Here is a 17,098-nt window from a genome sequence, read left to right as displayed (position 1 = left end):
AGTGTTCTCCAGTCGGGGTCGGGGCTCAGGCCTGGGAGGCCGTGGTGTCGTCGGAGGCCGGGGCGTCCGTCGCGGGGGCGTCGTCGGCCACCTGGGTGGCGTCCGCGCCCTCGGCGCTGACGGCCGGAGCGGACTCCTCGCCGGCCTCGGCGGCCGCGGCGACCTGCTCGGCGTCGTTGGTGACACCGGCGGCCTGGTTCGCGGCCTCGACGGCCGGGTCGGCCTGCTCGGCGGCGACCGGGGAGGCCTGGGCGCTCTGGTCGCCCTCGCCGGTGGCGAGGAGCTCGCGCTCCCACTCGGCCAGCGGCTCGGCCTCGGTCGGGGCGGCGCCCGAGCCCCCGCCGTGGCGGGTGACGAGGCCGGCAGCGGCGGCGTCGGCGATCACGCGGGTGAGCAGACCGACGGCGCGGATGGCGTCGTCGTTGCCCGGGATGCCGTAGTCGACCTCGTCCGGGTCGCAGTTCGTGTCGAGGATGGCGACGACGGGGATGTTGAGCTTGCGCGCCTCGGCGACGGCGAGGTGCTCCTTCTTCGTGTCGACGATCCACACGGCGGAGGGCAGCTTGGCCATGTCGCGGATGCCGCCGAGGGTGCGCTCGAGCTTCTCCTTCTCGCGGCGCATCATGAGCAGCTCCTTCTTGGTGAAGGCCGAGCCCGCGACGTCGTCGAAGTCGATCTGCTCGAGCTCCTTCATGCGCTGGAGCCGCTTGTGCACGGTGGTGAAGTTCGTGAGCATGCCGCCGAGCCAACGCTGGTTGACGTAGGGCATGCCGACGCGCGCAGCCTGCTCGGCCACGGCCTCCTGGGCCTGCTTCTTGGTGCCGACGAAGAGGATCGACCCACCGTGCGCGACCGTCTCCTTGACGAACTCGTACGCCCGGTCGATGTCGGTCAGCGACTGCTGCAGGTCGATGATGTAGATGCCGTTGCGCTCGGTGAAGATGAAGCGCTTCATCTTCGGGTTCCAGCGGCGGGTCTGGTGCCCGAAGTGCACGCCGCTCTCGAGGAGCTGGCGCATGGTGACGACGGCCATGGCTCGTCCTTTCCGGTGCGGGAGCTCCCGCACGTTCGGCGGCCAGGGCGCGGGTGTGCCGCTGCTCTGACCGCGGTTCGGGTTGTCTGCGGTCGACCGGGTGGTCGCCGCTCCTGGTGCTCACGGCTGCCGGCACCCGCTGGGCGGGACCGCGCCGACCGCCTCGCGTCGCTGGGTCGGGGTGAGCCGACTGCGAGCGCGACATGTGGGCACGCGATGTCAACCAGATCGCTCCGGCTGCGCCGCCAACTCTACCGCACCCCTCCCCCGTCCCACGCCGCCCGCCCTGTCACCCCCAGCACACCCCGCGAGCGCCGACTTGCGCGCGAGAGCCGACTTCCGCACGACAGCCGACTTGCGCGCGAGAGCCGACTTCCGCACGACAGCCGACTTTCGCACGACAGCCGACTTCCGCACGACAGCCGACTTCCGCACGACCGCAGTCCTCTGGCGCACGCACCGTCCCGCTCCACAACGCGGGGACAGCGACCACCTGAGCACAGGCGAAGCTTGCCCCAGCCCGTCCGGCGGCACGGTCGCGTCATCCTCACGACATGGGGCTGGCAGGAAACGTGGCGGGTGCAGCGGCGGTGCTCGGCGTCGTCGGCGGGCTGGTGCTGCTCAGCGGCCCGACGGTCGAGCAACCCCAACCGTCCGTGTTCACGGGAACGGACTCTGCCCAGGTGGAGTACGGGTGGCCGACCGGCTCCCCGGCGACGGTCGTTCGCCCGTTCGAGCCGCCGCCCGAGCGGTGGGCTGCCGGACACCGCGGCGCGGACCTGGCCCTGGGCGACGGCGCGCCCGTGCTCGCGGCGGCCGACGGCGTGGTCGTCTTCGCGGGGTCGGTCGCCGGGCGTGGCGTCGTCTCGATCGACCACGCCGACGGCATCCGCACGACGTACGAGCCGGTCTCCGCCGTCGTGCGACGCGGCGCCGGTGTGACGCGCGGTGAGCCGATCGGGACGCTGGCCGGGCTCGGGCACTGCGCACCGGAGCACTGTCTCCACTGGGGCGCACGCCGAGGTCGCGACGACTACCTCGACCCGCTCAGCCTCGTGACGGCGGAGGTCGTCATCCGGCTGCTCCCCCTTCATGGGGGCGGGTGACCTCACGCGGGTCGTGCTGCGGGGAGCCGAAGGGATGGTCGTGGAGGTCGCCTCTCACGCAGAAGTCGGCTCTCGCGCGGAACTCGGCTCTCGCGCGGAAGTCGGCTGTCGCGCGGAAGTCCGCTCTCGCGCGGAAGTCCGCTCTCGCGCACAAGTCGGCTGTCGCGCGGAAGTCCGCTCTCGCGCACAACTCGGCTCTCGCGCGGAAGTCGGCTCTCGCGCGGAACTCGGCTCTCGCGCGGAACTCGGCTCTCGCGCGGAAGTCGGCTGTCGCGCGGAAGTCGGCTCTCGCGCGGAACTCGGCTCTCGCGGGGTTGGGGGCGGGGGTCAGGCGCGGGGGTGGGCCTGGGTGTAGGCGGCGCGGAGGCGTTCGGGGGTGACGTGGGTGTAGCGCTGGGTCGTGGCGAGGGAGGCGTGGCCGAGGACCTCCTGCACCGTGCGCAGGTCGGACCCTCCGGCCAGCAGGTGGGTGGCGGCACTGTGCCGCAGGCCGTGCGGGGCGAGGTCGCGCACACCCGCGAGCGCCGTGAGCTTGTGGACGCGCTCGCGCACGGCACGTACCCCGAGCCGGCCGCCGCGGGCACCGAGGAACACCGCGGGCGGAGACGCCGGGGTCACCAGCTGCGGCCGGCCGCGCTCCAGCCACTCCCCCAGCGCACGGTCGGCGGGCACGCCGAAGGGCACGACCCGCTCGGTGCCGCCCTTGCCGAGCACCCGCACGGTGCGCTCGCGCCGGTCGAGCGCGTCGAGGTCGAGGCCGACGAGCTCGGCGACCCGTACTCCGGTGGCGTACAGCAGCTCGAGGACGGCCCAGTCGCGCAGGTGGGCCGGGTCGCCGTCGTCGGCGGCCTGCTCGGCGAGGTCGAGCAGGTGGGCCGCCTCGTCGACGGCGAGGATCTGGGGCACGCGCTTGTCCGGGCGCGGGCTCTGCAGCCGCCGCCCGACGTCGGCGGTGAGGTGGCCCTGACGGTGCGCCCACGTGCAGAACGTCCGGGCGGCCGCGGACCGACGCGCCACCGTCGCCCGCGAGCGCCCCTCACGGGCCTGCCCGGCGAGCCAGGCGCGCAGCGTCGTGAGGTCGAGGTCCGCGAGGTCGACGGCGGCGGAGTCCTCACCGTCCGCACCCGCCGGCGCGAGGGAGGCGAGGAGGGAGCGCACGTCCGAGACGTACCCGCGCACCGTGTGCTCCGACAGCCCGCGCTGGAGCTCGAGGTGCCGCGCGAAGGCGGCGAGGAGGGCGTCGGTGTCGTGCACGCGCTCACCGTCGCGCGTCGCCGTGGCGAGGGCAACCAGCCGCGCCGGGGCATCGCCCGCCGGGCCCCCCGGCCGACCGACGAGGCGGCGGACGGGGAGGAGCCCGGCGAGGCAGACGGTCAGCCCAGCGAGCCGTGCGCGTCGATGACGTACTTGCGCGCCGCCCCCTTGTCGAACTCGGCGTAGCCGCGCGGGGCGTCGTCGAGGCTGATGACCTCGGCGTTGACCGCCTTCGCGATGTGCAGCCGGTCGCGCAGGATCGCCTTCATGAGGTCGCGGTGGTACTTCATCACCGGGGTCTGGCCGGTGACGAAGGACAGCGCCTTGGCCCAGCCGGTGCCGAAGTCGAGCGAGAGCGCACCGCGCTTGGCGGACTCGTCGACGCCGCCCGGGTCACCGGTGACGTACAGCCCGGGGATGCCGACGGCGGCCCCGGCGTCGGCCACCATCATCACGCTGTTGAGGACGGTCGCCGGGGCCTCCTTGCCCTCGTGGCCCTTCGCCTCGAAGCCGACCGCGTCGACGGCGGCGTCGACGAACGGGTCGCCGATGACCTGCTCCATCTGCTCGTGCGGCTGCCCCTTGGCGAGGTCGATCGTCTCGCAGCCGAAGCTGCGGGCCTGGGCGAGGCGCTCGGCGTTGAAGTCACCGACGACGACCACCGACGCCCCGAGCAGCTGTGCCGAGGCCGCTGCCGCGAGCCCGACGGGGCCTGCTCCCGCGACGTACACCGTCGACCCGGTGGTCACCCCGGCGCTGTAGGCGCCGTGGTAACCGGTGGGCAGGATGTCCGACAGCATCGCGAGGTCGAGGATCTTCTCCATCGCCTGGTCCCGGTCGGGGAAGACGAGGCAGTTCCAGTCCGCGTAGGGGACCAGGACGTACTCCGCCTGCCCGCCGACCCATCCCCCCATGTCGACGTAGCCGTAGGCACTGCCCGGCCGGTCGGGGTTGACGTTGAGGCAGATCTCGGTGCGCCGGGCCTTGCAGTTGCGACAGCGCCCGCAGGAGATGTTGAACGGCACCGAGACGAGGTCGCCCTTCCTGACGAACTCGACGTCGGGGCCGGTCTCGACGACCTCGCCGGTGATCTCGTGGCCCAGGACGAGGTCGGGCGGGGCGGTGGTGCGCCCGCGGACCATGTGCTGGTCCGAGCCGCAGATGTTCGTGGCGACCGTCTTGAGGATGACGCCGTGGGGGACCTTGCGCCCGACGTTCGCGGGATTGACCCCCGGCCCGTCCTTGAGCTCGAACGTCGGGTAGTCGATCTCGATGACCTCGACGGTGCCGGGGCCCTTGTACGCAACCGCTCTGTTGCCAGCCATGTCTGTTCCCTCCCGTGTCCGCCCGAGGGCAGCGCGAGTGCAGGGGTGCGAGACGTGTGCGGCTCGGGCACGTCCCGCCACGCTAACGGATGTGACGTGCGTCACGCACCCCCGCGGGGGTCACGCGCCCGCCGCCACCCGGCCCCGGAGCGCTCGGCCCGCCCGGCCAGCTCGAGGCGCCCGACGCCGGAGCGCACCTCCTGCTCGCTGAGCCCTGCCGCACGGGCCAGGTTGCTCACCGTGGCCCCAGTCCGCAGCGGCAGGGCGTCGAGCACGCGGGCGCCGAGCGGGTCGAGCCCGTCGAGCAGCGCCCGCTCGACGGGCGGCTCCTCGCCGAGGTCCTGACCGCTCGGGGACAGCAGCTCCAGCACGTCGGCGGCCCCGGTGACGCAGACGGCGTCGGTGTCGCGCAGGAGGCGGTGGCAGCCCACGGAGGCCATGGACGTCACCGGCCCGGGCACCGCGCCGACCGGCCGCAGGAGCTGCTCGGCGTGCCGGGCCGTGTTGAGGGCGCCGGAGCGCCACGCCGCCTCGACGACGACGCACACCTGCCCGAGCGCCGCGATGAGGCGGTTGCGCAGGAGGAAGCGGTGCCGGCCGGGCACCGACCCGGGCGCCGGCTCGGCGAGAACGACGCCCTCGGCCATGACCGCCTCGAGCAGCGCGGTGTTGCCCGCCGGGTAGAGCCGGTCCACCCCGCCGGCGAGGACCGCGCACGTGGGACCGCCGACGCTCAGCGCCCCTCGGTGCGCGGCCGCGTCGATGCCGTAGGCACCGCCGGACACGACGACGACGCCCCGCTCGGCGAGGTCGATCGCCAGCTGGGCGGCCACGTGGTCGCCGTAGCCCGTGCTCGCCCGCATGCCGACGACGGCGGCGCTGCGCCCGAGCCGGTCGAGGCGCCCTGCGCCGCGTACCCACAGCGCCGCGGGTGCACGCTCGGCGAGGTCGTCGAGGGCGGTGGGCCACTCGTCGTCGCCGGGGACGACGAGGCGTCCGCCGAGGGAGTGGAGCACGGCGAGCTCGCGGCGGATGTCGAGGTTCTCCAGCCGCGGGAGCCAGCGGGCCACCGCCTCCTCCCACGGGGGCGACACGCCGGCGTCCACCGACCCGGCGGGCAACGCGCGGCCGGACCAGCCGCGGGAGTCCACGTGGCAGAGCCAGTCGAGCGCGCCGGCGGCGCCGAGGTGGGCGCGCAGGGTGCCCGCGGCCGCGTCGCCGGGCTCGGCGAGGCGGGTCCAGGCGGCGGCCGCGAGCCGCGGGTCGGTGACGTCGAAGGGCAGGTCAGCCACGGGGTCCTCCCCTGATCCGCAGGCTCATGGCGGCCCCGACCTCGTCGAGGCCGGGGTGGGGACGCCCGGAGAGGTCGGCGAGCGTCCACGCGGTGCGCAGCACGCGGTCCATGCCGCGCAGGCTGAGCGTGCCGGTGTCCAGCGCCCGTTCGAGGACGGCCCGGGCCGCCGGGCCGAGCCCGTGCTCGGCGGCGCGCAGCCAGGCGCCGGGCACCTCGGAGTTCGTCTGCCAGGGGGTGTGGGCGAGCCGCTCGCGCTGCGCGGCGCGCGCGCGTGCCACCCGCGCGGCGACGACGGCGCTCGACTCCCCCCGGCCGCCGAGCGCGGCGGCGGCGCGGGTCACGGAGGGGACGTCGATCTGGAGGTCGACGCGGTCCAGGAGCGGGCCGGACAGCCGGGCGAGGTAGCGGCGCCGCTCGAGCGGGGTGCACGTGCAGGTGAGGCCGGTGCCCGAGGCCTTTCCGCACGGGCACGGGTTGGCGGCGAGGACGAGCTGGAAGCGTGCGGGGTAGCGGGCGGCGCCGCGGGCCCGGTGGACGACGAGCTCGCCGCGCTCGAGCGGCTGGCGCAGGGTGTCGAGCACCCGGCGGGGGAACTCCGGCGCCTCGTCGAGGAGGAGGACGCCGCGGTGCGCGCGGGAGGCGGCGCCGGGCCGTGGCACGCCGGACCCTCCGCCGACGATCGCCTGGGCGGTCGCGGTGTGGTGCGGCTCCTCGAACGGCGGGCGGCGCACGAGCCCGCCGTCGAAGGTGCCGGCGACGGAGTGGATGGCGGTGACCTCGAGCGCGTCGGCGTCCTCGAGGTCGGGCAGCAGGCCGGGCAGCCGGGCCGCGAGCATCGACTTGCCCGCCCCGGGCGGGCCGACCATGAACAGGTGGTGTCCTCCGGCGGCGGCGACCTCGAGCGCGAAGCGCGCGTCGTCCTGCCCGACGACGTCGGCGAGGTCGCGTTCCTCCCGGGCCCGCCCGGCGGGAATCGGCGGGCCCGGGAGCTCCTCGGCGGGCGGGGGCGTGACGTCCGCGCCGTACTCCCTGGCGAGCTCGGCGAGGTGGTGCACACCGCGCACCTGCGCCCCGGGCACGAGCCGCGCCTCCGCGAGGTTCGCGGCGGGCACGACGACGTGAGGGCGTCCGGCGGCGACGGCGGCGGCGACGGCGGGCAGCACCCCGCGGACCGGGTGGACACGGCCGTCGAGGCCGAGCTCGCCGAGGTGGACCACTCCCCCGGCCCGCTCGGCGCCGGGAAGCCCCTCGGCCCCGAGGCACGCGACGGCGATGGCGAGGTCGAACGCCGATCCTGCCTTGGGCAGGGAGGCGGGTGAGAGGTTGACGGTGCGGCGGCGCGCGTCCCACGGCAGCGAGCTGGAGGTGACCGCCGCCCGGACGCGCTCCTTGGCCTCCGACAGGGAGGCGTCGGGCAGGCCGACGAGGGTGAGCGCGGGCAGCCCGCTCGCCGCGTGCGCCTCGACCTGGACGAGATGGCCCTCGACGCCGACGAGCGCGACCGACCACGTGCGCGCCAGGCCCACCTCAGCCCACCGCCTTGAGGTGCTGGACGAGCGCAGGACCGGTGCGTGGGCGCAGCACGGCGACGACGTCGACCCGCACCTCCTCGGCGTGCTCGGCGTGCTCGCGCAGCCAGCGGGCGGCCAGCCGGCGCAGCCGCTCGAGCTTGGCCGGGTGCACCGCCTCGGCGGGGTGCCCGAACCGGGTCCCGCTGCGGGTCTTGACCTCGACGAAGGCGATCGTGGCACCGTCGCGGGCGACGATGTCGATCTCGCCCTCGCGGCAGCGCCAGTTGCGGTCGAGGATCCGCCAGCCGTCCTCCTCGAGCATCGCGACGGCGATCCGCTCGCCGAGCGCGCCGAGCTCGTCCTTCGCAGCCACCGGGCACCACCTCCGCGAGCAGCCTCGCAGCGGCCGCCCACGCCCCGGCGGCCGCGCCACCCGCCCGGGGGACGGGCAGCTCGCGGGCGCGCGCTGTGGAGCAGGCTCGGGAGAGCAGCCGGCTCAGGAGGGGAGGTTGAGCTCCGCCTTGGGCAGCTCCTCGACGTTGACGTCCTTGAACGTCACGACCCGCACCGAGCGCACGAAGCGGGCGGAGCGGTACACGTCCCACACCCACGCGTCCCCGAGGGTCAGCTCGAAGAACACCTCTCCCCCGGCGCTGCGTACCTGCAGGTCGACCTCGTTGGCGAGGTAGAACCGTCGCTCGGTCTCCACCACGTAGGAGAAGAGCCCGACGACGTCGCGGTACTCGCGGTACAGCTCGAGCTCGAGATCGGCCTCGTAGTTCTCCAGGTCCTCTGCGCTCACGAGCCCATCATGCCCCGGGTGCGGCCACGAGTGCGTCACGAGACGCCTCGGCGCGGCCGGGCTGCCCCGCGGCGGAGGCCTCCGCCGCGTCGGCGACGGCGTCCTCGACCGCCTCCTCGACCGCCTGCGCGACGGCCTCGGCGACGGCGGCGTCGTCGCCCGGCAGCGCGGTGGGCAGCCGCCACGAGCGGCGGTGCAGCTCGCACGGGCCGAGCTCGCGCAGCGCGGCGACGTGCTCGGGCGCGGAGTAGCCCTTGTTGCCCTCCCACCCGTAGGCGGGGTGGTGGGCGGCGAGGTCGACCATGATCGCGTCGCGCTCGCACTTGGCCAGGACGCTGGCCCCGGCGACGACGGCGCAGCGCAGGTCCGCCTTGACCTGGGTGCGCACGGGCGGGGTGGGGGCCGCAGCAGGGTCGGCGAGCTCGGCGAAGAGGTCCTGGGGCGGGGTGAGCCAGTCGTGGATGCCGTCGAGCACGACGATGTCGGGGTGGATTCCGTCGGCGGCGAGGGTGGCGAGGGCGCGCGTACCGGCGAGGCGCAGCGCGGCGATGATGCCGAGCGCGTCGATCTCCTCGGGCGAGGCGTGCCCGACGGCGCTGCCCACGGCCCACCGGCGCACCGGCTCACACAGCGCCTCGCGCGCGGCGGGGGCGAGGAGCTTGGAGTCCCGCAGGCCGCGCGGCAGCTGCCCGGTGTGCTCGTCGACGACGCACACCCCGACGCTCACCGGGCCGGCGAGGGCCCCGCGGCCCACCTCGTCCATCCCGGCGACGAGCCGGTGGCCGGAGGCGAGCAGCTCGCGCTCGAGCTGGCGGGAGGGGGCGCGACGGGGAGGCACGTCCCCATGGTAAGCATGCACCCGCCAGGCCCGGCGGGCCCGCCGGTCAGGGCTCGGGGACCTCGGCGAAGGTGTCGCCGGGGTTGCGGAACAGCGACCAGTGGTCGAAGGGCCACAGGATGAGCGCCGCGGTGCCGACGACGTTCTCCATCGGGACGGCGCCCCCACCCGGGTCGCCCAGGTGGGAGCGGGAGTCCTGGGAGTTGGAGCGGTTGTCGCCCATGAGCCACAGGTGCCCCTCGGGCACGGTGACGGAGAACTCGGTCTCGCTGGGGCTGACCCCGGGCTTGAGGTAGGGCTCGTCGATGCTCACGCCGTTGACCATGAGGCGGCCGTCGGCGTCGCAGCACTCGACGGTGTCCCCACCGACGCCGATGACGCGCTTGATGAGGTGCTCCCCGGCGTTCTGCGGCAGGAGCCCGACGAACGTCAGCGCCTCCTCCAGGCCCCGCTGGACGGCGTTGCGGGTGTCGGGCTTCTGCTCGAGCCAGCCGCCCGGGTCGACGAAGACGACGACGTCGCCGCGGTGGACGTCCAGCGGGCCGGGGGCGAGCTTGCTCACCAGCACGCGGTCACCGACCGCGAGGGTGTCCTCCATCGAGCCGGAGGGGATGAAGAACGCCTGGACGAGGAACGTCTTGATGATGACCGACAGGACGAGCGCGCTGACGACGACGATGGCGGTCTCGCGCAGCCAGCCGCGCTTGCGTGGCTGTGCGCCGGCCCGGTCGCCCCGCCCGCGGGCCCGGTCGCGGCGCCGTCCGTCGGCCGGCGCGGTCTCGTCGTCGTTGGTCACGGCCAGCGTTCGCTCCTGTCGGGAAATGCTTCTGCCCGGCTGCGTGAGCCGGGCAGAAGCGATGGGTTTCGCGTGCGCGGTCAGCGCTTCTCGCGGATGCGAGCCTTCTTCCCCTGCAGGCCGCGCATGTAGTACAGCTTGGCGCGACGGACGTCACCGCGGGTGACGACCTCGATCTTGTCGATCGACGGGGAGTGCACCGGGAAGGTGCGCTCGACGCCGACGCCGAAGCTCACCTTGCGGATGATGAAGGTCTCGCGCACACCGGCGCCGGAGCGGCCGACGACGTAGCCCTGGAAGACCTGGATACGCGAGCGGTTGCCCTCGACGACCTTGACGTGCACCTTGAGGGTGTCACCGGCGCGGAAGTCGGGGATGTCGTCGCGCAGCGAGGCGGAGTCGACGTGGTCCAGGGTCTGCATGTTGGTGCCTTCCCGCTGGTGCCACAGGTCACCGGCGCTGTTCGTGGCAGCGGTCGCTGCCGACTCGACGTGAGTGGTCCGCGTCCCTGGAGCACCGGTCCCCTGTGGCAGACCGCGCGCGGTACGGGCGCATGACCGGACCATCTTGCCACACGGCGTCAGCCGACGGTAATCGGTGTGCTCAGCACCACGTCGTCGTTGGGCACCCCGCCGACGTCGAAGGTCCGCCGCCCGACGACGGTGAAGCCGGAGCGCTCGTAGAAGCGGCGCGCGCGGCGGTTGGCGACGTTCGTGCCCAGCCATATCGTCTCCGCGCCCCGCGCGCCCGCCGCGGCGGTGCACGCGGCGAGGAGCCGGCGGGCGAGGCCGCTGCCGTGGACGTCGGGCCGGACGTAGCACTTGCTCAGCTCGGCGCTGCCGGCGCCCTCCTCCAGCCCCGGGCGCGGGGAGTCGAGGACGACCATCGTGTAGCCGAGCAGCGCGCCGGTCACCTCGTCGGCGGCGACGTGGAGGAGCCGCTGCGGGTCGGTGAGGTAGCGCGCGAAGCTCGCCTCGTCGAGGTGGGTCGCGACGAACGCCGCGACGGCGTCGGCGCCGAGGGAGGGCGGGCAGGCGAGCGGGAAGGTCGCGGCGGCGAGCGCGGCGAGGGCCGCGGTGTCGGCCGGCTCGGCGGGCCGCACGACGGCGCGCCGCGGTCCCTCGGGCGCGACGTACCACCCCAGGTCGGCGAGGACGCGCCGGTCGGCGGGGTCCAGGGCGTCGGGTGCGAGCCGGGCGAGCAGGTCGGGGCGGCGGGCGGCGGTGCGCTCCAGCGCCCGGTCGCGGCGCCAGCGGGCGACCTTGCCGTGGTGGCCGGAGGTGAGGACCTCGGGCACGGCGTGCCCGCGCCACTCCGGCGGCTTGGTGTAGACGGGGTACTCCAGGAGGCCGGCGGCGCCGTGGGACTCCTCGACGAGCGACTCGGGGTTGCCGACGACGCCGGGCAGGAGGCGGGCGACGGCCTCGATGACGACGAGCGCGGCGACCTCCCCGCCGTTGAGCACGTAGTCCCCGATGGAGATCTCGCGGACCTCGACGCCGGGACGGGTGGCGTAGTGCTCCGCGACGCGGGCGTCGATGCCCTCGTAGCGGCCGCACGCGATGACGAGGCGCCGCGCCCCGGCGAGCTCCTCGGCGGTGCGCTGGGTGAGCACCTCTCCCCCGGGTCCGGGGACGAGGAGGACGGCGGGCTGCCCGGCGTCGTCGTCGGCGAGGACGGCGTCCAGGGCCTCGCCCCACACGTCGGGGCGCATGACCATGCCGGCGCCGCCGCCGAAGGGCGTGTCGTCGACCGTGCGGTGGCGGTCGGCGGTCCAGTCGCGCAGGTCGTGGACGGCGAGGTCGAGCAGACCGGAGCGGCGCGCCTTGCCGACGAGGGAGAGGTCGAGCGGGGCGAGGTAGTCCGGGAAGATCGTGAGGACGTCGATGCGCACGTCAGGCCTCGTCGGCGGCGAGCAGGCCGTGGGGCGGGTCGATGACGACCCGGCGCCCGGGCACGTCGACGAGCGGGACGATCTCGGCGACGAACGGCACGAGGGTGCGCGCGCCGTTCTCCTCGGTGAGGACGAGGACGTCCTGGGCGGGCAGGTGCTCGATGCCCGCGACGGTCCCGACGTGGCGGCCGGTCGTGTCCTCGACGGGCAGCCCGACGAGCTCGTGGGGGTACCAGGCGTCCTCCTCCACCTCGTCCTCGACGGTGACGAGCAGGAGCGTGCCGCGCAGCGCCTCGGCGGCGGTGCGGTCGGGGACCTCGGCGAACCGGGCGTACCACGAGCCGCTGCGCTCGGTGCTCTGGACGACGGTGAGCGGGCCGCGGTCGGCGGGATCGGTCGGCAGGACGGCGCCGGGGGCGAAGCGCCCGGCGGGGTCGTCGGTACGGACCTCGAGGCGGACCATGCCCTGCAGGCCGTGGGCGGCGCCCACACGGGCGACGACGAGCTCCATCTCGGACTCCTCGGTGGTAGAACGGCGCGAGCCCTGGCTCACCGGGGTGAACCAGGGCTCGCGGCTGACGATCAGCGCAGGTCGGTGTCGACGACGTCGACGCGGACCGGGCCGCGCGTGGACAGCGCGGAGACGACGGTGCGCAGCGCGCGAGCGGTGCGCCCCTGCCGGCCGATGACGCGGCCGAGGTCGTCGGGGTTGACGCGCACCTCGAGCAGCTCGCCGCGGCGCAGCGAGCGGGAGGTGACGGTGACGTCGTCGGGGTTGTCGACGACGCCACGCACCAGGTGCTCGAGAGCGTCAGCCAGCATTGGTCTCGTCGGTGGTCTCCTCGGCGGAGGTGTCCTCCGCGGGAGCCGCGGCCTCGGCGGCCTTCGCCTCGGAGGCCTTGGCCTTGCGCTTCTCGGCCTCGTCCTCGGCGGCCTTGATCGCCGCGGCCTTGGCCTCGGCGGCGCGCTCGGCGGAGCCGTCCTTGGACCGCAGGGTGCCCTCGGCGCCCGGGAGGCCCTTGAACTTCTGCCAGTCGCCGGTGATCTTGAGGAGCGCGGCCACCTGCTCGGTGGGCTGCGCACCGACGGAGAGCCAGTACTGGGCCCGGTCGGAGTCGATCTCGATGAACGAGGGCTCCTCGGTCGGGTGGTACTTGCCGATCTCCTCGATCGCACGACCGTCGCGCTTCGTGCGGCTGTCCATGACGACGACGCGGTAGTACGGGGCGCGCATCTTGCCCATGCGCTTGAGACGGATCTTGACTGCCACTGTGGTGGTCACTCCTGGTTCATGTGAGGTGGTCCGCGCTCGGTCCCGGTGGGTCACGGGCACGAGGTTGGCCCTGGACACGGTTCCGCCGGGTGAGAGGGGCCCTGCGGTCCGAGTACAGCGCAACATTCTGCCAGACCCTGGGCCCCGCGCCCAACCATCGGGGACGGACTGCCGGATGGGGCGTTGGTCACGCCGGGGCGCGGGGTGCCGAGGGCGCCCCTCCGCCCTCCACGGAGGGGCGCCCTCGGCACCCCGCGCCGCCGCTCAGGACCAGCGGAACAGCTTGGCCGCCAGCGGGTAGCAGACGAGGACGTAGCCGGCCATGACGAGCAGCTGCTGGGCCGGGAAGCCGCCCTCGAACCACGCGGTCATGAGCGCCTGGCTCGCCGCGCCGAGCGGCGTCCAGGTGGCGATGGTGGCCAGCGACTCCGGCATCATCGGGCCGGGCGTCCACATGCCGGCGAAGAGCAGCATCGGGAAGTAGATGATCATCCCGAGGCCGGAGGCGGCGCTGCCCTTGGGGGAACGGGCCGCGATGAGCAGCCCGATCCCGAACATCGCCGCCGTCCCGAGGACGAAGGCGCCGAGCGCGAGCAGCGGCTGGTCCGGTGCCGGGGTGCCGAAGGCGAGCGACGCGGCGAGCAGGGCGAGCAGCGAGGCCGCGACGACGGCGACGACGTTGATGAGGACGTGGGCGACGAGCACGCCCTGCGGGCGCATCGGCGTCGTGGACAGGCGACGCAGGACGCCGTTGTGCCGGTAGTCGGCGAGGTAGACCGGCAGCGTGATGAGGGCGACGCTCGCCATGGCCGTGGCGAGCGCGATCGGCGCCATGAGGTCGACCGGCCGCAGGCCGAGCCACGGCTCGGGCAGCTCCACGATCGTGTCGCGCATCCCGGGGATGATGAAGCCGATCCCCAGGACGAGCACCGTCGGGAAGAGCAGCGCGAAGAACAGGCTGCTGAAGTCCCGCGTGAACAGCCGGGCCTCGGCGAGGGTGAGAGTGGCCATCCCTCTCGTCCGGGAGCGTGCGGTGAGCGTGGTCATGAGGAGACCTCCTCGTGGGTCGGGGTCCCGGTCACGCGGACGAAGACGTCCTCGAGCGTGCGGGACAGGGTGCGGATCTCCTCGGGGACGACGTCGCGCTCCGCGAGGGCCAGGACGGCGGCGGGCAGGACCCGGTGGCCGCCCCTCACCACGTACTCCCCGTCGTCGGGCGTGACGGAGGTGACGTCCGGCAGCGCCGCGAGGACGGCGGGGATCGAGTCGGGCGACCCGTCGGGCAGGCGAAGGCGGAAGGCTCGCTCGTCCTCCTGTGCCCGGATGAGCTCCGCCGGGCTGCCCTCGGCGACGACGCGGCCGTCGTCGATGATGACGAGCCTGTCGCACAGCCGCTCGGCCTCGTCCATGAAGTGGGTGACGAGCACGATCGTCACGCCCGTGTCGCGCACCCGCTCGATGAGCGCCCACGTGTCGCGGCGGGCCTGCGGGTCCAGGCCCGTGGTGAGCTCGTCGAGGATCGCGACCTCGGGGTTCCCCACGAGCGCGAGCGCGATGGACAGCCGCTGCTGCTGACCGCCGGAGAGGTCGGCGAAGGCGGTATCCCGTCTGTCCTGCAGGCCGAGCAGCTCGAGGAGCTCCTCCGGGTCGGCGGGGTCGGCGTAGAAGGAGGCGTACAGCCGCAGTGCCTCCAGGACCCGGAGCTTGGGCGGCAGCCTGGACTCCTGGAGCTGGATGCCCAGGCGCTCCCGGACCGCGGACGGGTCGCGCTGCGGGTCGGCCCCGAGGAGGCGGACGGTGCCACCGTCGGCCTGGCGCAGGCCGGCGAGGCACTCCACCGTCGTCGTCTTCCCGGCACCGTTGGGGCCGAGGATCCCGAAGATCTCCCCCCGCCCGATGGTGAGGCTGAGGTCGGCGACGGCGACCTTGGCGCCGTAGGTCTTGCGCAGGTTGCGGATCTCGATGACGGGTTCCATGTCAGGACTCCGATCGCTTGACGGGGACGGTCCGGGCGAGCAGGGCGAACGCGATGGCCGCGGCCACCAGGAGCACGCCGCCGGCGAGGACCGCGGCCACGGGCGGCACGTCCCAGGGGACGAAGGGAGCCTCGCTCCAGCTGGTGGCGAACATCGTGTAGAGCACCGGCAGCACGGTGAGCGGGAGGGCGAAGGTGCCCCACCAGCCGCCGAGCCGGTAGTAGGTGATGCCGATGAGCAGGCCGCCGATCGTGCCGGCCGCCGCGGCGAGCGAGTAGTCCAGGAGGAGCGGGCCGAGCCCGGTCTGCCAGACCCCCTCGGTGTACTCGACTCCCGGCGTCGCGTCGTGGTCCCAGCCCATCCGGGCGTAGAGGACGCCCTCGAGGAGCGTGAGGACGGTCCCCGTGACCGCGTGGAGCAGGGCGGCCAGGACGCCGGCCACCAGGGACCCGCCGACGAACGAGCGACGGGTCATCCCGTTGGCGACGTGCGGGCCCAGGTAGACGGTGGCCACGAGGATGGCGATGGACATGAGGAACCAGACGAGCGGTCCCTGCCGGACGAACTGGACGACGGAGAAGTCGACGGTGCCGCTCACCCCCAGGACGACGAGGGTGGTGACGACGATCCCGGCGACGCAGATCCCCCAGAACCACGCCCACATGAACCCGTAGATCCTCAGGTGACGGTCCGCCGCGCGGACCCACTGCGGGCGGCGGGCACGGGCCCGGCTCGGCGGCGCTACGGTGCGACTCATCGGCGCACCTCCTTGTCGGTGAGGGCGATGAACAGGTCCTGGAGAGGCACGGCCCCGACCTCCAGGCCGTCGGCGTGCAGCCGCTCGCGCGTCTCCTGGTCGAGGCGCCCGAGCACGGTCACCTGCTTCGTGGGGCCGAGCACGGTCTCCCCGAGCACGCGCAGCCCGGCGGTCGCGGCGTCCACCCGGTCGGCGGCGCCGGTGACGGTGGCGCCCTGCTCGCGCAGCGTCTCGGCCTCCTCGGCGACGAGCACCGCGCCGCGGTCGAGCACGACGACGTTCTCGAAGAGCTGCTCGACCTCGCTGATGAGGTGGCTGGAGACGACGACGGTGCGCGGGTGCTCGACGTAGTCGGCGATGAGCAGCTCGTAGAAGCGGCGGCGGGAAGGTGCGTCCATGCCGAGGTAGACCTCGTCGAACATCGTCACCGGGGCGCGCGAGGCCAGGCCGATGACGGCACCGAGCGCGGAGCGCTTGCCGCGGGAGAGCTTGGCCGGCTTCTTGCCGGGGTCGAGCTCGAAGGTCTCGAGGAGCTCCTCGGCGTAGGCCTGGTCCCACCGCGGGCGGGCCGAGGCGACGAAGTCGAGGGTGACCCGGATCTTCTCGTCCGGCAGGACGTCGCCGCCCTCCCTGATGAGGCACACCTGCTCCATGAGGGCCTCGTCCTCGTACGGGTCGCGCCCGTCGACGAGCACCTGCCCGCTGGTGGGGCGCAGGAGCGAGGCGACGGCGGAGAGCATCGTCGTCTTGCCCGAGCCGTTGCGGCCGAGCAGCCCGGTGATGGTGTTGGCCGGGAGTCGGACGGTGGCGGAGTCGACCGCCCGGGTGTCCTTGAAGTCGACGGTGAGGTCGCGCAGCTCGACGTCGAGACCGCTCATGCCCGCTCCCCCCTCTGCTCGATGTAGCGCACGACCTCGCCCGGCGTGATGCCGAGCATGCGGGCCTCGTCGAGGACCGCGTCGAGGTGGTCGGTGAAGAAGGCGCCCCGGCGACGCTCGCGCAGCCGCTCCCGGGCACCGTCGGCGACGAACATGCCCACTCCTCGCTGTTTGTAGATGACGCCCTCGTCCACGAGCTGCGCGAAGGCCTTGGCAGCGGTGGCGGGGTTGATCCGGTAGGTGGTCGCGTACTGGGTGGTGCTCATGACCTGGTCACCCTCGGCCAGCGTCCCGTCGAGGACCTGGCGACGCAGGTGCTCGGCGATCTGCACGTAGATCGGCTCGGGTCCGTCGAACATCG

Annotated in this window: 20 protein-coding genes; 1 reads left to right on the top strand and 19 read right to left on the bottom strand. The window is 74.1% G+C overall.

Annotated elements, in window-relative coordinates:
* Positions 1-25: 25 nt before the first annotated feature.
* Complete coding sequence (gene rpsB / locus FE251_RS04960; RefSeq protein ID WP_139073618.1) at positions 26-1,033, bottom strand: 30S ribosomal protein S2; 1,008 nt, start codon at positions 1,031-1,033, stop codon at positions 26-28.
* Between the two features lie 554 nt (positions 1,034-1,587).
* On the opposite strand from rpsB, the gene FE251_RS04955 reads away from it, so the two are divergent.
* Positions 1,588-2,139 carry a M23 family metallopeptidase gene (locus FE251_RS04955; protein WP_139948147.1) on the top strand — a complete coding sequence of 184 codons (552 nt, stop codon included), beginning with the start codon at positions 1,588-1,590 and terminating at the stop codon, positions 2,137-2,139.
* 327 nt (positions 2,140-2,466) lie between these two features.
* Here the strand turns inward: FE251_RS04955 and FE251_RS04950 are convergent, their stop codons facing one another.
* From FE251_RS04950 to FE251_RS04865, 18 genes are all read right to left on the bottom strand, one after another.
* Entirely contained in the window at positions 2,467-3,393 is a 927-nt protein-coding gene (locus tag FE251_RS04950; protein ID WP_179954777.1) for a tyrosine recombinase XerC, read from the bottom strand.
* A 119-nt stretch (positions 3,394-3,512) separates the two neighbouring features.
* A complete protein-coding gene (gene fdhA / locus FE251_RS04945; RefSeq protein WP_139073621.1) occupies positions 3,513-4,718 on the bottom strand; it encodes a formaldehyde dehydrogenase, glutathione-independent in 1,206 nt (401 codons plus the stop codon).
* 101 nt (positions 4,719-4,819) lie between these two features.
* Positions 4,820-6,010, bottom strand: a complete 1,191-nt coding sequence (gene dprA / locus FE251_RS04940) for a DNA-processing protein DprA (RefSeq protein ID WP_139948145.1) — start codon at positions 6,008-6,010, stop codon at positions 4,820-4,822.
* Entirely contained in the window at positions 6,003-7,538 is a 1,536-nt protein-coding gene (locus tag FE251_RS04935; protein WP_139948144.1) for a YifB family Mg chelatase-like AAA ATPase, read from the bottom strand. The genes dprA and FE251_RS04935 overlap by 8 nt, the downstream gene beginning before the upstream one ends.
* A 1-nt stretch (position 7,539) precedes the next feature.
* Complete coding sequence (locus FE251_RS04930) at positions 7,540-7,896, bottom strand: YraN family protein (RefSeq protein WP_139073624.1); 357 nt, start codon at positions 7,894-7,896, stop codon at positions 7,540-7,542.
* A 123-nt stretch (positions 7,897-8,019) separates the two neighbouring features.
* The gene (locus FE251_RS04925; protein ID WP_139073625.1) at positions 8,020-8,325 is read right to left on the bottom strand and encodes a DUF2469 domain-containing protein; all 306 of its coding nucleotides are present in this window, start codon (positions 8,323-8,325) and stop codon (positions 8,020-8,022) included.
* Between the two features lie 7 nt (positions 8,326-8,332).
* Positions 8,333-9,163 (bottom strand): ribonuclease HII, encoded by an 831-nt coding sequence (locus FE251_RS04920; protein WP_330998310.1) that lies wholly within the window; start codon positions 9,161-9,163, stop codon positions 8,333-8,335.
* A 46-nt stretch (positions 9,164-9,209) separates the two neighbouring features.
* Positions 9,210-9,959 carry a signal peptidase I gene (lepB, locus tag FE251_RS04915; protein WP_230976553.1) on the bottom strand — a complete coding sequence of 250 codons (750 nt, stop codon included), beginning with the start codon at positions 9,957-9,959 and terminating at the stop codon, positions 9,210-9,212.
* A gap of 80 nt (positions 9,960-10,039) precedes the next feature.
* Positions 10,040-10,381, bottom strand: a complete 342-nt coding sequence (gene rplS / locus FE251_RS04910) for a 50S ribosomal protein L19 (RefSeq protein WP_139073627.1) — start codon at positions 10,379-10,381, stop codon at positions 10,040-10,042.
* A 158-nt stretch (positions 10,382-10,539) separates the two neighbouring features.
* A complete protein-coding gene (gene trmD / locus FE251_RS16070) occupies positions 10,540-11,853 on the bottom strand; it encodes a tRNA (guanosine(37)-N1)-methyltransferase TrmD (protein ID WP_139948142.1) in 1,314 nt (437 codons plus the stop codon).
* Between the two features lies 1 nt (position 11,854).
* A complete protein-coding gene (rimM, locus tag FE251_RS04900) occupies positions 11,855-12,364 on the bottom strand; it encodes a ribosome maturation factor RimM (RefSeq protein WP_139073629.1) in 510 nt (169 codons plus the stop codon).
* 71 nt (positions 12,365-12,435) lie between these two features.
* Positions 12,436-12,675 (bottom strand): RNA-binding protein, encoded by a 240-nt coding sequence (locus tag FE251_RS04895; RefSeq protein WP_139948141.1) that lies wholly within the window; start codon positions 12,673-12,675, stop codon positions 12,436-12,438.
* Complete coding sequence (gene rpsP / locus FE251_RS04890) at positions 12,665-13,123, bottom strand: 30S ribosomal protein S16 (protein ID WP_139073630.1); 459 nt, start codon at positions 13,121-13,123, stop codon at positions 12,665-12,667. Before rpsP ends, FE251_RS04895 begins: the two co-directional genes overlap by 11 nt.
* Positions 13,124-13,390: 267 nt before the next feature.
* Positions 13,391-14,173 (bottom strand): ABC transporter permease, encoded by a 783-nt coding sequence (locus tag FE251_RS04885; RefSeq protein ID WP_139948140.1) that lies wholly within the window; start codon positions 14,171-14,173, stop codon positions 13,391-13,393.
* Positions 14,170-15,102, bottom strand: coding sequence for an ABC transporter ATP-binding protein (locus FE251_RS04880; protein ID WP_139073631.1), 933 nt, complete (start codon positions 15,100-15,102; stop codon positions 14,170-14,172). Before FE251_RS04880 ends, FE251_RS04885 begins: the two co-directional genes overlap by 4 nt.
* Position 15,103: 1 nt before the next feature.
* The gene (locus FE251_RS04875) at positions 15,104-15,859 is read right to left on the bottom strand and encodes a hypothetical protein (RefSeq protein ID WP_139073632.1); all 756 of its coding nucleotides are present in this window, start codon (positions 15,857-15,859) and stop codon (positions 15,104-15,106) included.
* Positions 15,856-16,737, bottom strand: coding sequence for an ATP-binding cassette domain-containing protein (locus tag FE251_RS04870; RefSeq protein ID WP_139948139.1), 882 nt, complete (start codon positions 16,735-16,737; stop codon positions 15,856-15,858). Before FE251_RS04870 ends, FE251_RS04875 begins: the two co-directional genes overlap by 4 nt.
* The gene (locus FE251_RS04865; RefSeq protein ID WP_139073634.1) at positions 16,734-17,096 is read right to left on the bottom strand and encodes a GntR family transcriptional regulator; all 363 of its coding nucleotides are present in this window, start codon (positions 17,094-17,096) and stop codon (positions 16,734-16,736) included. Before FE251_RS04865 ends, FE251_RS04870 begins: the two co-directional genes overlap by 4 nt.
* Positions 17,097-17,098: the final 2 nt, after the last annotated feature.

This window comes from Georgenia wutianyii (genome assembly GCF_006349365.1).
Classification (GTDB): Bacteria; Actinomycetota; Actinomycetes; order Actinomycetales; family Actinomycetaceae; genus Oceanitalea; species Oceanitalea wutianyii.
The sequence above is the reverse complement of the archived record's forward strand: the minus strand, read 5'-3'. Positions and strand labels throughout refer to the sequence as shown.